This window comes from Lysobacter sp. MMG2, from assembly GCF_016735495.2.
In the GTDB taxonomy this organism is placed as follows: Bacteria; Pseudomonadota; Gammaproteobacteria; order Xanthomonadales; family Xanthomonadaceae; genus Lysobacter_J.
Genome location: NZ_JAERQY020000003.1, coordinates 159,202 through 172,849, shown reverse-complemented (window position 1 = coordinate 172,849; position 13,648 = coordinate 159,202). Strand labels below are relative to the sequence as shown.

The window sequence follows — 13,648 nt, the reverse complement described above, 5'->3', positions numbered from 1 at the left end:
CCATTCCGATGAAGCAAGAGCACTTCGTCCAGCGTCACCAGGCCGAATGGATCGCCTTCGAGCACTGGCTCGACGCGCGCGGCGAAAGCGCGCGCAAGGCACGCATGGAGCGGCGCAGCTGGCAGGGCCTGTCGGACGCCGAACTGCCCGCGCGCTATCGCCGGCTGTGCCAGCAGCTCGCCCTCGCGCGCCGCCGCGGCTACAGCCCGCTGGTGACCGACCGCCTGCAGGCGCTGATGCAGCGCGGCCACGGCCTGCTCTATCGAACGCCGGCGCCGCGCTGGCGGCGCGCGGTGGAGTTCCTGATCGCGGGATTCCCGCGCCTGGTGCGCGCCGAACGCGGCTGCATGATCGCCTCCTTCCTCCTGTTCTGGGCGCCGCTGGTGATCGTGTTCGCGGCGATCCAGCACCAGCCGGAGCTGTCGTCCTCGCTGTTCGATCCCGTGCAGCTGATGGAGTTCGAGCGGATGTACGACCCGGCCGATCCGGCGCGCAAGCTCGGGCGCGACAGCGGCACCGACGTGGCGATGTTCGGCCATTACATCTGGAACAACGTCAGCATCGGCTTCCGCACCTTCGCCAGCGGCCTGCTCGCGGGCATCGGCTCGATCGTCGTCGTGCTGGTCAACGGTGTGATCATCGGCGGCGTCGCAGGCCACCTGCAGGCGGTGGGGCATGGCGATCCGTTCTGGCGATTCGTCGCGGCGCATTCGGCGCCTGAACTCACCGCCATCGTCATAGCCGGCGGCGCCGGGTTGCGGCTGGGGCTTTCGCTGATCGCGCCCGGCCAGCGACGGCGCGTGGATTCGCTGATCGAAGGCGGACGTCGCGGCGCGCTGCTGTGCGTGGGCGTGCTGGCGATGCTGGTGTTCGCGGCGTTCGTCGAAGCGTTCTGGTCGTCGATCGCGTGGATTCCGGCGTGGATCAAGTACAGCGTCGGCGGCGTGCTGTGGACACTCACCGCGGCGTGGCTGCTGCTCGGCGGCCGCAACCTGCCCGCTGCGGACGACATCGCATGAAGATCGAAGCGCTGACCGTCGCGCTGCGCCCGCGCTCCGCGTGGGAAGCCGTGGAGCTCGGCAGCGCGCTCGTGCGTCGGCATGCGAAAGCGATCTGGACGCCGTGGCTGCTGCTGACGCTGCCGCTGTTCGCCGTGCTCAACGCGGCGGCGTGGGCGCTCGACGTGCTGTGGCTGGCCGGCCTGGCGATGTGGTGGCTCAAGCCGGCGTTCGACCGCATCCCGCTGTTCGTGCTCTCCCGCGCGGTGTTCGGCGACGTGCCAACGCCCCGCCAGACGCTGGTGGCGCAGCGGCGCTGGGGCGTGTCGTCGATGCTGGGTTACCTGACCTGGCGGCGGTTGAGCCCGCTGCGTTCGTTGAACCTGCCCGTGGACCTGCTCGAAGGCGCGCACGGCAGCGAGGCACGCGACCGCCGCCGCGCGCTCGGCGCGCCCGTGAACGGCGTGGGCATCCTGCTCACGCTGGTGTGCCTGCATTTCGAAGTGGCGGTGTACCTGGGCACGGCGTCGCTGGCGATGGTGTTCGTGCCCGACGAATACGTGAAGGAAGCGCTGACCCGCGCCTGGGCCGTGCTGCGCGAGGCCCCGCCGTGGTTTCTGTTACTGTCCAATGCGTTGGGCTGGATCGCAACCAGCCTGATCGAACCGTTCTACGTCGGCGCCGGCTTTGGCCTGTACCTCAACCGCCGCACCGAAGTGGAAGCGTGGGACATCGAACTCGCCCTGCGCCGCCTTCGCGACCGCCTGCTGCGCGGCGCGGCGCCGTTGCTGCTCGTGTTCGCGTTCGGCGTGGCGCTGATGCCGACGACGGTGCGCGCGCAGGACGCCGACGACACCGCGGCGCAATCCGCTGAAGACGACGCCGAAGAGAGCGAGGGCGAGGAAGACATCGCCCGCGTCACGCTCGAACAGGTTTTCGGCACGATCGCCGACGACCAGGGCCTGCGCGATGGCGTCGATGCACAGAAGACGCCGCAGCCCGCACCGCCTGCGGTCGAGGTGTCACCCGGCACTGGCACGCCGGGTGGCGGCACGACGGGCACCGCAGGCGCGGGGCATGCGCTCGCCGACGACGGGCGCCTGCGCCGCGCGGTGAAGCAGGCCTACGCCGATCCCACGGTCACGCCCAAACGCAAGGTCGTGACCTGGAAGAAGCGCGAGGTGAAGAAGAAGCCCGACGAACCGCGACGCCAGCCACCACCGCTGGCGGGCGTGGGCGAAGTGCTGGCGACCATCGGCTCGTATGGCCTGTGGATCCTGGTCGCCGCACTCGCGGGCGTCCTGCTGTGGACGTCGCCGCGCTGGTTGAAGTGGTTCCGCGGCGGCCTCGCGCGCGAAGGCCGCGAGGCCGACGAAATCCGCCGCAGCGACGCCGACGCCATGCAGGCGCCATTGCCCGACGACATTCCCACCGCGATCCGCCGCCTGTGGCGCGAAGGTCGCGAGCGCGAAGCGTTGGCGATGCTCTACCGCGCCAGCGTGGAGACGATGGTCGCGCGCACCCAGGCCATCCTGGTGCCCGGCGCGACCGAGGCCGAAGTGCTGCGCGCCTCACGTCGCCTGCCGCTGGGCGAGGATCGCGACGCCTTCGCACGCGCGGTTCGGACGTGGCAGTACGCGGCCTATGCGCACGCGTTCCCGGACGCCACCGATTTCGAGACGCTGCTGAGCGATCTTGCCGCGCGCTTCGGCTGGAGCGGTCATGTGCGCTCCGACGGGAGCGTGCCGGCATGAAACTCACCTCACGCCACGGACTCATCGCGCTGGGCCTGATCGCCGCCGCGGCGCTGCTCGCCGGCGGATTCGCCTGGTGGAAGGCGACCTACGAACGCACCGAGGAATGGGTCGACCTGCCGCGCACCGGCGAGGCGCAGCGCAATCCGCTCTACGTCCTCAAGCTCGCCCTGCGCGCCGACGGCGTGAAGGCGCAGGCGCGTCCGCGCCTGCAGCGCGATCGCGTGACGCTGGCCGCGCGCGACACGGTGCTGCTCTACAACGATCCGCGCACGCTGACCAAGGCCGACACGAAGGCGCTGCTCGCCTGGGTCGAGGGCGGCGGCCACCTGCTGGTGCGCACGCCGCCGCCGGGCCCGCTGGATGTCGAGGCGCCGATCGCGCTGCTGGACGACATGGGCATCGCGGTGCGCAACGAAGGCCCCGAATGCGCCGGTCTGGACGTTCGCGGCGAGGACGGCCACATCGAGTTCTGCCGCGGCCGCCGCTTCGACGTGGGCGAAGACGCCCCGCCCACGCAGCTGCGCTGGGGCGACGAGGAGCGCGGTTACGTCTTCGTGCGCCTGCCGCATGGACAAGGCGCGATCGACGTCGTCGGCGATTTCGTCTTCCTCGACAACGATTCGCTGAAGGACGGTCCGCACATCGCGCTGGCGCGGCAACTGCTGGCGCCCAACTACGGCGCCGGCACGATCCACCTGATCTACGCCGCGCAGATGCCCTCGTTCTGGATGGCGCTGCTGCTCGACAACTGGATGGTGTGGGCGCCGCTGCTGTTGGCGCTGCTGGCGTGGCTGTGGCGCCGCATGCAGCGCTTCGGCCCGATGCTGCCGGCGGCGGCGGTGGAGCGGCGATCGCTGCTCGAACACATCACCGCCAGCGGCGAGCATGTCTACCGCTACGGCTACGCCCATCTGCTGCACGACGCCGCGCGGCAGGCTTTCCTCGCGCGACTGCGCCGGCGCGACCCGCAGGCCGCCGCGCTGGAAGGCGAGGCGCAGGCCGCGATGCTCGCCGAACGTTTCAGCCTGCCGCCTTCCGACATCCGCGACGCGCTGGCCACCCCCATCGCGCGCGACCACACCGCCTTCCGCCACCGCGTCGCGCTGCTGATGCGCATGCGCAATTCACTTTGAACCGGAAACCACCGACATGAACGCCGACACCGCACCCGCTCCCATCGTTCCGATCACCGGCGAAGCGCTGGCCGGCCGCGCCGCCGCCGTGCGCGATGAAGTCGGCAAGGCCTTCATCGGCCAGGAAGCCGTGCTCGACCAGATCCTCATCGCGCTGCTCGCCGGCGGCCACGTGCTGATCGAAGGCGTGCCCGGACTGGGCAAGACGCTGCTGGTGCGCGCGCTGTCGCGGGCGATCGACTGCGGCTTCGCGCGCGTGCAGTTCACGCCCGACCTCATGCCCAGCGACATCAGCGGCCACGCGGTGTGGAACCCGAAGACGGAGACGTTCAACATCCGCCGCGGCCCGGTGTTCACCAACCTGCTGCTGGCCGACGAGATCAACCGCGCGCCGGCCAAGACGCAGTCCGCGCTGCTGGAAGCGATGCAGGAAATGCAGGTGACCATCGAAGGCCACAGCTTCCAGCTCACGCCGCCGTTCCTCACGCTCGCCACGCAGAACCCGGTGGAGCAGGAAGGCACGTATCCGCTGCCCGAGGCGCAGCTCGACCGTTTCCTGCTGAAGGTGCTCATCGGCTATCCGTCGCGCAACGACGAGAAGCGCATGGTGGCGGCGGTGAGCCAGGGTCGCGCCGCATCGGACTTCGACCTGTCGCAGGTGGCGCGCGTGCTCGGCCCGCAGGACATCGTCGCCATGCAGGCCGGCACCGCGATGACGGCGGTGGACGATGCGGTGATCGACTACGCCGTGCGCATCGTGGCCGCCACGCGCGACTGGGCGGGCATCGCGCTCGGCGCCGGCCCGCGCGGCAGCCTGGCGCTGGTGCGCGCGGCGCGCGCGCAGGCCGTGCTGTCGGGCCGCGATTTCGTCACGCCGGACGACGTGCGCGAGATCGCCAAGCCCGCGCTGCGTCACCGCATCGCGCTGGCGCCGGAACTGCAGATCGAAGGGCAGGAGCCCGACGACGTGCTGCATGCGCTGCTGGCCAAGGTGGAGGCGCCGCGCAAGTGATGCGCAGCGTGCCGCGTCCCGCGCCCGTCGCGATCGTCCTGCTCGTGCTGTGGTCGCTGCACGGGCTGGCGGTGGCGTTCGGCGTCGCGGCGGAGCCGTCGTGGTACGCGGCGGGTGCGGCGCTGCTGATGCTGTTGCTGCTCGACGCCGCGCTGCTGTGGTGGGCGCCGACGCCGCGCGTCGAGCGCCGCCTCGCCGACACCTGGCCGATCGGCATCGAGCGCCCCGTCACGCTGAGCCTGGAAAGCGCGCGCCGACAGCGCGTCGACGTGTTCGACCTGCACCCCGGCGGCTGGCGCATGCAGGGACTGCCGCGTCGGCTGGCATTGCGGCGCGGCGAGGAAGCCGCATTCGATTACCACCTGTGCGCGAACGAGCGCGGCGACTTCCGCTTCGACGGCGTGCAGTTGCGGCTGCATTCGCCGCTGCGCCTGTGGTGGCAGCTGCGCGTGGCCGGCGAGGCGCAGGGCGTGCGCGTGTTCCCCAACTTCGCCCCGCTGGCGAAGTTTGCGATGTTCAGTGCGGACCAGGCGTCGCGACTGGTCGGTGCGCACCTGCGCCGCCGGCGCGGCGAGGGCACGGACTTTCATCAGATGCGCGAATACCGCATCGGCGACAGCCTGCGCCAGATCGACTGGAAGGCCACCGCGCGCGCACGCCGCCTGATCTCGCGCGAATACCAGGACGAGAAGAACCAGCAACTGGTGCTGCTGCTCGACACCGGCCGCCGCCTGATGGCGCGCGACGGCGCGCTGGCGCATTTCGATCACGTGCTGGATGCGGCGCTGGTGGTGGCGTACCTCGCGCTGCGTCAGGGCGACGCGGTCGGCCTGCTGGCCAGCGGCGGCGCGGGCGCGTGGGTGCCGCCCCGACGGGGCGTGGGCGCCATCGACGAACTGCTGCGCGCGACCTACGCGCTGCAACCGCAACCGGTGGCGACGGATTTCCTCGCGGCCGCTACGAGCCTGTCGGTGCATCAACGTCGGCGTTCGCTGGTGATGCTGGTGACGAACCTGCGCGATGAAGACATGGACGACCTGCTCGCCGCGGTGACGATGCTGCGCAAGCGCCACCTGGTGTGCGTGGCGAGCCTGCGCGAAGGCTCGCTCGACGCGGCGCTGGCCGAACCCATGCAGGACCTCCCCGGCGCCGTGCGTGCCGGCGCCACCGCGCACTACCTCGCGCAGCGCAACGCCGCGCACGAGGCGCTGCGCAATCACGGCGTGATGGTGCTGGACGTGGCATGCGATCAGCTCGCTGCGTCGCTGGTGGAACGTTACCTGGCGGTCAAGCGCGACGGGTTGCTGTAGCGCGGCGATCTCGCGGGCTGCTTTCAATCCTTCGCGGACACCGTCAGACATTGAGCTCCGACATTACAAGGACCGACCCGCATGAAGCCGCTCGTCATTCCGCCCGCTGCACAGCGCGACGGAAATTCGATCCAGATGATCAGCGGCTGGATCGCCGAGAAGGGATTGCACTGCAGCCTCAATGTCGGCTTGTGGGAGGCGCAGGGGAGAAACGAGACGGCAGCCTGGGGCATCCTGCTGGCAGACGTGATCCGCCACGTAGCGAATGCACTTGAGGAGAGAAGCGGCCTGGACCCGGCAGAGAGCGCGCATCAGATCCTCGAATCGCTCTGGGGCGAGTTCAAGCAGCCCACGTCCGAGGTCGAGGGCGGTTTTCATCCGGGGCATTCGTGATGCAAACGTTCGCTGTCGGCGGAGCGCGAACGCTGGGCGCGCGGCAGCCGTAATCGGACATCACATGCGTCTTCGTGCCGGCGCAATCCTCAGTGGCTGGCAAGGAACGGCAGGATCAGGTCGACCGCCTGCTGCGGTTGCTCCTCCATGATCCAGTGCCCCGAGTTCCGGATGACGGCGCCTTCGACGTTTGATGCGACGTAATCGATCTCGGATTTCATCGAGCTGCCATACGACTGCTCGCCGCCGATTGCGAGCACCGGGATGGTGAGCTTGCCCGACTTGGCGAAGGTGGCCTTGTTCTCTTCCGCATCACGCGAGAACGCCTCGAACTGCCCGCCGAATGCGTTGTGGATCGCGTTCGGCCGCGCATAGAGTTCGGCGTAGTGCTGGCGCGTGGGTTCGTCGATGCGGCTGGGGTCGCCGCCGAGGTCGTTGTAGAAGCGGTCCAGCAGGATGCGCTCGCGTCCGGCCACCAGGCGTTCCACGTCGGGGCCACGGAAGTTGAAGTGCCACACCTTCGGATTCACCAGTTGCGCCTGCCACGTTCCCATGCCGGGCAGCGGCGCGTCCATCACCACCCAGGCCGTGACGCGGTCCGGATAGTGCGTGGCGAGCGCGTAACCGACCATGTTGCCGATGTCGTGCGTCACCAACTGCACCTTGCCGACCTTGAGCTTGTCGAGGATGCCGACGAGGTCGCGCGCCTGGGCCGCCTTCTCGTAGCCGTCTTCCGGATGCGACGACAGCCCCATGCCGCGAAGGTCAGGCACGATGACGAGGTGGTCCTTGACGAGCCTGGCCGCCAGCGGCTCCCACATGTCGCCCGTGTCGCCGAAGCCATGAAGCAACACCACCGCAGGGCCTTTTCCGCCGATGCGGACATACTGCGTGCCACCGCTCACCGTCATCTGGCTTTCGCGGAAGTCGGCAGGGAAGGGTCGCACTTCGGCAGCGGCGTGCAGCACGGGAAGCGCGGCGAGCAGCATCGCAACGAACAGGATTCGTGCCACGGAACGCGAGCGGGACATGTCAGTCTCCAGTTGGGCGGCGAGTGGGCATTTCGTGCGGCCCTGTTGATGACCGAAAGCGTGCCTACTTCAAACGGGGCGGAGCATTGCCGCCGGTCACGCGCGAAGTGCGGTGTCGCGATCGCGCGACCGCACATCCGCAATGCACGTGATCAAGGTGGAACCGGCACCGCATGCGGGTGCGTCAGCCGTTCCAGTTCGAGCAGGAACAGGTTGGCGTCCTCGCGTGAATCGCCGCACATCTCGCGACCGGGTCGCAACGACGCGCAGAACGCCGGCCGCTCGGGCTTTCCGAACAACCGGCAGCGCAGGTCCTCATCCAGCTGCACGCACGCAACACCCGCCGGCTTGCCGTGCGGCATGCCGGGAATGGGCGAGGTGATCGACGGCGCGATGCAGCACGCGCCGCAATGGGCGCGGCAGTCCATGGGTTCGATGTCGTGGCCGGTCAGTCGGCGGTGACGAGTTCGGCGCGATGCTCGCGCAGCTCTTCGTACACCTCGTCCGTTTCCGGGCGCGTGCCGTGCCAGCGCAGGAAGCTTTCGGCGGCCTGTTCCACCAGCATGCCCAGCCCGTCGATGCAGTCGTGCGAACCGGCCGCGCGCGCCCAGGCGAGGAAGGGGATGGCGACCTCGCCGTAGCTCAGGTCCACGGCGGCGGTGCGCGGATTCGCCAGCGCCATCGGCAGCGAGGGCAGGCCGTCGGCGCGTGCGGCGGAGGTGGCGTTCACGATCAGGTCGAAGGTGCCGAGCGTGTCGATGTCGCGCAGATAGCGCGGATGCACGCGGCCCGGCATGGCGAGTGCGTCGGCCAGCGCATCGGCGCGTTCGGGCGTGCGGTTGACGATGTACAGATCGCCGATGCCGGCATCGAGCAGCGCCGGCGCCACACCGCGCGCGGCACCGCCGGCGCCAATCAACAGCGTGCGACGCGAGCGCAGGTCCAGGCCCTGGCGTTCGGTGAGGTCGCGCACCAGGCCAGCGCCGTCGGTGTTGTCGCCTTCCCAGCCGGTGGCGGTGCGCACCAGCGTGTTCACCGCGCCGGCGCGGCGTGCGCGCTCGGTCAGCGTCGTGCAGATCGAGACCGCGCGGTTCTTGTGCGGCAGCGTGATGTTCGCGCCCACACCGCCTTCCGCAGCGAACTCCGCGACGATCGCGTCGAACAGCTCCGGCGGCGCGTCCATCGCGGTGTACTGCAGCGCCACGCCGGTCTGCCGGCCGAAGGAGGCGTGGATGCGCGGCGACAGCGAGTGCGCGACCGGGTGGCCGATGACGGCGAACCGTTTGACCACGGCCGGATTTGCGACGGAGGCGAAGTTGGACACGGGCGGGCCTCGAATAGACTGGGGTTCACAAAGACAGGAGACGCACGATGCAACGCAGCCCGGCCTTGGCGTGCAGGCATTGCAGGCTTTCGAGTGTACTGGCGGCGCTCATCGTGGGCGGTGTCGCGGTGTCCGGCCCGGCGTCGTCGCCTTCATCGGGCATGACCCTGTCCGAGTTCGGCATCGAAGGCATGAACGTGGTATCGACCAAGGCCAGCGAAATCCGCGGCAGCGTCAGCCCGGATGGCCAGCATATCGTCTGGGGCAGCACCGATCGTGAAGGCGGCGCGGGCGGTTGGGATCTGTGGCAGGCAAGACTGAAGGACGGCCGCTGGCAGGACGCCCGTCCGCTGGCGATCAACTCGCCCGCCAATGACTTCGACCCGCTGTTCAGCGGCGATGGCCGCTGGCTGTACTTCTTCTCCAACCGCCCCGGCGGTATCGGCGGGGACGACCTGTACCGCGCCGCGATCAAGCCCGACGGCAGCTTCGGCCCCGTCGAGAACCTCGGCCGCGGCGTGAACACGCGCGGCGACGAATGGGCGCCCACGCCCAGCCGCGACGGCACGCGCCTGCTGTTCGCCAGCGACGGCCAGGGTGGCGCGGGCGGGCACGACCTGTTCGTCGCGCGCTGGGACGGGAAGGCGTTCGTCGATCCGAAGCCGGTGCCGGGGGTGAACACGAAGGCTGACGAGTTCGACGCCGCCTGGCTCGGCGACGGGCGCACGCTGGTGTACGCCCGTTCGCAGGATCCGGCGACGAAGCCGGTCCGGCTATTCCTCGCCCATTGCGACGGCGCGCGCTACGACGACGCGGGGCCATTGGCCCTGTCGTTCAACACGGCCGAGGGAACCACGCTCGGGCCGGTGGTGGACTGGAACAAGCCGGGCGAGCTGATCGTCAGCGGCACGGCCAAGGCGCCGCGCGCAGGGAAGATGGACCTGTACCGGATGAAGGCGCCGGTGGCGGAGGGGAAGGCGGGCTGTATTTAGTCCGCCGCTGATCCGCTTTTGAGCCCCTCTCCCACCGGGAGAGGGGTTGGGGCGAGGGGCGGCGGAGTGTCGAGGCACGCGCTCGCCGTCACTCTCCGCACCTGCATGCCGGACGCTACGCAGATCAAAATGGATTCCAGCTTTCGCTGGAATGACGGGAAAGACGTCGGAGGGCGTGTCGGCCTGGGTCCCGGCCTTCGCCGGGATGACGGGATGGAGGGGCTGGCGCAATCGTTCAGGGCGATGCGATCCGAGGCACCTACAACCCGCCCGCCACATCCACCAGGCTTCCTGTCATGTACGACGCCTCGTCCGACAGCAGCCACACGATCGCCCGCGCGATCTCCTCCGCCTCGCCGCCGCGCTGCATCGGGATGCGCGCCTTCACCCGGTCCACGCGTCCGGGTTCGCCGCCGCTGGCGTGGATGTCGGTGTAGATCGAGCCCGGCCGCACCGCGTTGACGCGGATGCCTTCGGCAGCGACTTCCTTCGCCAGTCCGACGGTAAGCGTGTCGATCGCCGCCTTCGACGCGGCGTAGTCGATGTATTCGTTCGGCGAACCCAGGCGCGCCGCGACGGAAGAGACGTTGACGATGGCCCCGCCGTGGCCGCCGTGCCGCGTCGACATGCGCCGCACCGCCTCGCGCGCGCACAGGAAGCTGCCGACCACGTTCGCGTTGAACACGCGCGTGAGGCGTTCGGCGTCCATCTCTTCCACGCGCATCTGCCGTTCCAGGATGCCGGCGTTGTTCACCAGCGCGGTCGCTTCGCCGAAGCGGCGGTCGACCTCGTCGAACAGTCGAAGCACGTCGGCTTCGCGACCGACGTCGGCCGCCACCGCGATGGCCTCGCCGCCGTCGCGTTCGATCGCTGCGACGACATCGGCCGCCGAGGTCTCGCGACTGCGATAGGCGACGCAGACGCGATAACCCGACTTCGCCGCGAGTTTCGCGGTGGCCGCGCCGATGCCGCGACTGCCGCCGGTGACGATCACGATCTTCTGCATGCGGACCTCCACGTTGTCCTGTTTCGCGTGCCGTGCCGTGCCGTGGCGCGGCGCGCTACAACCGCTTCAGATAGGCGTGCTGCGTCTTGGTGCGCTCGAACCCGGCGCCTTCGTAGAACGGATGCGAATCGGCGCGCAGGACATTCGAACGCACCATCACCTCGTCCAGGCCTTGCGCGCGCGCCCAGTCTTCCGCCGCCCGCACCAGCGCCTGGCCGATGCCGCGCCGTCGCGCGGCGTCGTCGACCACCAAGCCGACGATCTCCACGCGCTCGCCGGTTTCCAGCATCAAGCGGCGCTCGATCGCGATGAAGCCGAGCAGCCGCGTGCCGTCGTCGGTGGCGACGACGACGGGATGATCGGCGGAAATCAGCACCTGCCGCAGGCGTCGCGCGAACGCATCCGCCTGCTGCGGATAGCCCAGCTGCGCCGACAGCCGCGCCAGTTCGGCGGCATCGTCGGCGCGGGCGCGCCGCAGGGTGGCGTTCGTCGACGCGTCGCCCACGCTCAGCCTTCGCGCAGCCAGCGCGCCGCGTCGAGCGCGTAGTAGGTGAGTACGCCGTCGGCACCGGCGCGCTTGAACGCGAGCAGCGCTTCCATCGCGGTGGCGCGCTCGTCCAGCCAGCCGTTCTGCGCGGCGGCCTTGAGCATCGCGTACTCGCCGCTCACCTGGTAGACGTAGGTGGGCACGCGGAACTCGTCCTTTACGCGACGCACGATGTCCAGGTACGGCATGCCCGGCTTCACCATCACCATGTCGGCGCCTTCGTCCAGGTCGAGCGCGACTTCGTGCAGCGCTTCGTCCGAATTGGCCGGGTCCATCTGGTAGGTGTACTTGTTGCCCTTGCCCAACGCCGCGGCCGAACCGACCGCGCTGCGGAACGGGCCGTAGTACGCGCTGGCGTACTTCGCGCTGTAGGCGAGGATGCGCGTGTTGACGAAACCGGCCTCTTCCAGCGCGGCGCGCACCGCGCCGATGCGGCCGTCCATCATGTCGCTGGGCGCGACCACGTCGGCGCCGGCGTGCGCGTGCGACAGCGCCTGGCGCACGAGCGCCTGCACGGTGTCGTCGTTGAGGATGTAGCCGCTCTCGTCGAGCAGGCCGTCCTGGCCGTGCGTGGTGTAGGGATCGAGCGCGACATCGGTGATCACGCCCAGCTCCGGGAAGCGCTGCTTGAGCGCACGCACCGCGCGCTGGACGATGCCGTCGTCGTCCCACGCGATCACGCCGTCGTGCGTCTTGCGCGCGATGTCCGGCACGCCGAACAGCGTGATGGCGGGAACGCGCAGCTCGCAGGCCTGTTCGGCCACGCGCAGCAGTTCGTCGATGGACAGGCGTTCGACACCGGGCATGGAGGCGACGGCTTCGCGGCCGTCGCGTTCGTGCACGAAGACCGGATAGATCAGGTCGTTGGCGGTGAGGACCGACTCGCGCATCAGGCGGCGCGAGAACTCATCGCGGCGCATCCGCCGCGGGCGTGCATGGGGGTAGGTGCTCATGGCGGGGCATTGTACGCCCGCCCGCTGGCGCGCCTCGCACCCCCTCCCAACCTCCCTCCCGCGTGCAGAGGGAGGGCATGGCTGCTAAGTCGAATACACCCGATACCGCAAAGGCACCAACCGCACTTCGCTCCCCGGCGCCGGCGTGGTCAGCCCGGGCGTCGCGGAGAAGTCCAGCTCCACCGGCCGCGCCTGGCCTTCGACGTTCAGCTCCAGCGTGATGCGGTCGGCCAGCCGGTGCGCCGCGACCACGCGCGCGCCGATGCCGTCGTTCCCGTCGCCCGGTGCGAAGTCGTGCGCACGCGCGTACAGCCGCGCGGGGCCGTCGGCGACATCGTCCGCGGCGAAGGTGTGCGCATGCCCGGGCAGATGAAAACGCCCGCCGCGCACTTCGCCTTCCAGCACGTTCGCGCGGCCGATGAAATCGAACACGTAGGCCGACGCGGGCGCGCTGTAGATCTCGTCCGGCGTGCCGACCTGTTCGATGCGGCCTTCGCGCAGCACGACGATGCGGTCGGCCAGCTCCAGCGCTTCTTCCTGGTCGTGCGTGACGAACAGCGTCGTCTGGCCCGTGCGCTCGTGCAGCTGGCGCAGCCAGCGGCGCAGTTCCACGCGCACCTTCGCATCGAGTGCGCCGAAGGGTTCGTCCAGGAGCAACACGGTCGGGTCGATGGCGAGTGCGCGCGCGAGCGCGACGCGCTGCTTCTGCCCGCCGGAGAGCTGTTCGGGATAGCGATTGCCGAAGCCCGGAAGCTGGATCAGCCCAAGCAACTCCTCCACGCGGCGCGCGATGGTCGCCTTGTCGGGGCGCTTGCGGCGCGGACGGCTGCGCAGGCCGAAGGCGATGTTCTCTGCCACCGTCATGTGCTTGAACAGCGCGTAATGCTGGAACACGAAACCGACGTTGCGTTCGCGCAGGCTCAACCGCGTCGCATCGTCCTTGCCGAACAGCACCTGCCCGGAATCCGGATGCAGCAGGCCTGCGATCACGCGCAGCAGTGTGGTCTTGCCCGAGCCCGACGGGCCGAGCAACGCCACCAGCTCGCCGGCCTCGACGTGCAGGTCCACGCCATCCAGCGCGGCCACGCCGGTGTAGCGCTTGCTGAGCTGGCGCAGGTGCAGGTCCATGCCGGAACGGGTCGAAGGCCGGGCGGGAGCGGGCGTGGTCGGCAGCGTGACAGACCCGGCCGGC

At 69.7% G+C, this 13,648-nt stretch carries 15 protein-coding genes; 7 read left to right on the top strand and 8 right to left on the bottom strand.

Going from position 1 to position 13,648, the window contains the following annotated elements:
• Positions 1 to 8 precede the first annotated feature (8 nt).
• The 6 genes from JI752_RS12745 (at position 9) to JI752_RS12720 (ending at position 6,603) form a co-directional block, all read left to right on the top strand.
• Positions 9 to 1,019, top strand: coding sequence for a stage II sporulation protein M (locus JI752_RS12745; protein ID WP_216964633.1), 1,011 nt, complete (start codon positions 9 to 11; stop codon positions 1,017 to 1,019).
• Positions 1,016 to 2,752: a DUF4129 domain-containing protein gene (locus JI752_RS12740; RefSeq protein ID WP_216964631.1), complete on the top strand. Its 1,737-nt coding sequence runs from the start codon at positions 1,016 to 1,018 to the stop codon at positions 2,750 to 2,752. The genes JI752_RS12745 and JI752_RS12740 overlap by 4 nt, the downstream gene beginning before the upstream one ends.
• Entirely contained in the window at positions 2,749 to 3,888 is a 1,140-nt protein-coding gene (locus JI752_RS12735; RefSeq protein ID WP_216964629.1) for a DUF4350 domain-containing protein, read from the top strand. Before JI752_RS12740 ends, JI752_RS12735 begins: the two co-directional genes overlap by 4 nt.
• A 16-nt stretch (positions 3,889 to 3,904) precedes the next feature.
• Positions 3,905 to 4,900: a MoxR family ATPase gene (locus JI752_RS12730; RefSeq protein WP_216964627.1), complete on the top strand. Its 996-nt coding sequence runs from the start codon at positions 3,905 to 3,907 to the stop codon at positions 4,898 to 4,900.
• Positions 4,900 to 6,210, top strand: coding sequence for a DUF58 domain-containing protein (locus tag JI752_RS12725; RefSeq protein WP_216964625.1), 1,311 nt, complete (start codon positions 4,900 to 4,902; stop codon positions 6,208 to 6,210). Before JI752_RS12730 ends, JI752_RS12725 begins: the two co-directional genes overlap by 1 nt.
• A gap of 81 nt (positions 6,211 to 6,291) precedes the next feature.
• Positions 6,292 to 6,603: a DUF5076 domain-containing protein gene (locus tag JI752_RS12720; protein WP_216964623.1), complete on the top strand. Its 312-nt coding sequence runs from the start codon at positions 6,292 to 6,294 to the stop codon at positions 6,601 to 6,603.
• 89 nt (positions 6,604 to 6,692) lie between these two features.
• Here JI752_RS12720 and JI752_RS12715 read toward each other — a convergent pair whose 3' ends face one another.
• From JI752_RS12715 to JI752_RS19335, 4 genes are all read right to left on the bottom strand, one after another.
• A complete protein-coding gene (locus JI752_RS12715; protein ID WP_254200749.1) occupies positions 6,693 to 7,634 on the bottom strand; it encodes an alpha/beta hydrolase in 942 nt (313 codons plus the stop codon).
• Between the two features lie 152 nt (positions 7,635 to 7,786).
• The gene (locus JI752_RS12710; protein WP_216964621.1) at positions 7,787 to 8,062 is read right to left on the bottom strand and encodes a YkgJ family cysteine cluster protein; all 276 of its coding nucleotides are present in this window, start codon (positions 8,060 to 8,062) and stop codon (positions 7,787 to 7,789) included.
• Positions 8,063 to 8,082: 20 nt separating this feature from the next.
• Entirely contained in the window at positions 8,083 to 8,925 is an 843-nt protein-coding gene (gene aroE / locus JI752_RS12705) for a shikimate dehydrogenase (RefSeq protein WP_216965342.1), read from the bottom strand.
• Positions 8,926 to 8,983: 58 nt separating this feature from the next.
• Positions 8,984 to 9,121, bottom strand: a complete 138-nt coding sequence (locus tag JI752_RS19335; protein WP_254200747.1) for a hypothetical protein — start codon at positions 9,119 to 9,121, stop codon at positions 8,984 to 8,986.
• Here JI752_RS19335 and JI752_RS12700 point away from each other — a divergent pair.
• Positions 9,120 to 9,950, top strand: coding sequence for a TolB-like protein (locus JI752_RS12700; protein WP_254200744.1), 831 nt, complete (start codon positions 9,120 to 9,122; stop codon positions 9,948 to 9,950). The two genes, JI752_RS19335 and JI752_RS12700, sit on opposite strands and share 2 nt — an antisense overlap.
• A 259-nt stretch (positions 9,951 to 10,209) precedes the next feature.
• Here JI752_RS12700 and JI752_RS12695 read toward each other — a convergent pair whose 3' ends face one another.
• The 4 genes from JI752_RS12695 to JI752_RS12680 form a co-directional block, all read right to left on the bottom strand.
• On the bottom strand, positions 10,210 to 10,956 hold the full coding sequence (locus JI752_RS12695) for an SDR family oxidoreductase (protein WP_216964618.1): 747 nt from the start codon (positions 10,954 to 10,956) through the stop codon (positions 10,210 to 10,212).
• 55 nt (positions 10,957 to 11,011) lie between these two features.
• Positions 11,012 to 11,461: a GNAT family N-acetyltransferase gene (locus JI752_RS12690; RefSeq protein ID WP_216964616.1), complete on the bottom strand. Its 450-nt coding sequence runs from the start codon at positions 11,459 to 11,461 to the stop codon at positions 11,012 to 11,014.
• Between the two features lie 2 nt (positions 11,462 to 11,463).
• Positions 11,464 to 12,456, bottom strand: a complete 993-nt coding sequence (gene hemB, locus JI752_RS12685; RefSeq protein WP_216964615.1) for a porphobilinogen synthase — start codon at positions 12,454 to 12,456, stop codon at positions 11,464 to 11,466.
• A gap of 84 nt (positions 12,457 to 12,540) precedes the next feature.
• Positions 12,541 to 13,584 (bottom strand): sulfate/molybdate ABC transporter ATP-binding protein, encoded by a 1,044-nt coding sequence (locus JI752_RS12680; RefSeq protein ID WP_216965340.1) that lies wholly within the window; start codon positions 13,582 to 13,584, stop codon positions 12,541 to 12,543.
• Positions 13,585 to 13,648: the final 64 nt, after the last annotated feature.

What these genes read in the sequence shown, in the direction of transcription:
- JI752_RS12745 (WP_216964633.1), top strand. Translation starts at nt 9, where the DNA reads ATGAAGCAAGAGCACTTCGTCCAGCGTCACCAGGCCGAATGGATCGCC.
- JI752_RS12740 (WP_216964631.1), top strand. Translation starts at nt 1,016, where the DNA reads ATGAAGATCGAAGCGCTGACCGTCGCGCTGCGCCCGCGCTCCGCGTGG.
- JI752_RS12735 (WP_216964629.1), top strand. Translation starts at nt 2,749, where the DNA reads ATGAAACTCACCTCACGCCACGGACTCATCGCGCTGGGCCTGATCGCC.
- JI752_RS12730 (WP_216964627.1), top strand. Translation starts at nt 3,905, where the DNA reads ATGAACGCCGACACCGCACCCGCTCCCATCGTTCCGATCACCGGCGAA.
- JI752_RS12725 (WP_216964625.1), top strand. Translation starts at nt 4,900, where the DNA reads ATGCGCAGCGTGCCGCGTCCCGCGCCCGTCGCGATCGTCCTGCTCGTG.
- JI752_RS12720 (WP_216964623.1), top strand. Translation starts at nt 6,292, where the DNA reads ATGAAGCCGCTCGTCATTCCGCCCGCTGCACAGCGCGACGGAAATTCG.
- JI752_RS12715 (WP_254200749.1), bottom strand. Translation starts at nt 7,634, where the DNA reads ATGTCCCGCTCGCGTTCCGTGGCACGAATCCTGTTCGTTGCGATGCTG.
- JI752_RS12710 (WP_216964621.1), bottom strand. Translation starts at nt 8,062, where the DNA reads ATGGACTGCCGCGCCCATTGCGGCGCGTGCTGCATCGCGCCGTCGATC.
- JI752_RS12700 (WP_254200744.1), top strand. Translation starts at nt 9,120, where the DNA reads ATGACCCTGTCCGAGTTCGGCATCGAAGGCATGAACGTGGTATCGACC.
- JI752_RS19335 (WP_254200747.1), bottom strand. Translation starts at nt 9,121, where the DNA reads ATGCCCGATGAAGGCGACGACGCCGGGCCGGACACCGCGACACCGCCC.
- JI752_RS12695 (WP_216964618.1), bottom strand. Translation starts at nt 10,956, where the DNA reads ATGCAGAAGATCGTGATCGTCACCGGCGGCAGTCGCGGCATCGGCGCG.
- hemB (WP_216964615.1), bottom strand. Translation starts at nt 12,456, where the DNA reads ATGAGCACCTACCCCCATGCACGCCCGCGGCGGATGCGCCGCGATGAG.
- JI752_RS12680 (WP_216965340.1), bottom strand. Translation starts at nt 13,584, where the DNA reads ATGGACCTGCACCTGCGCCAGCTCAGCAAGCGCTACACCGGCGTGGCC.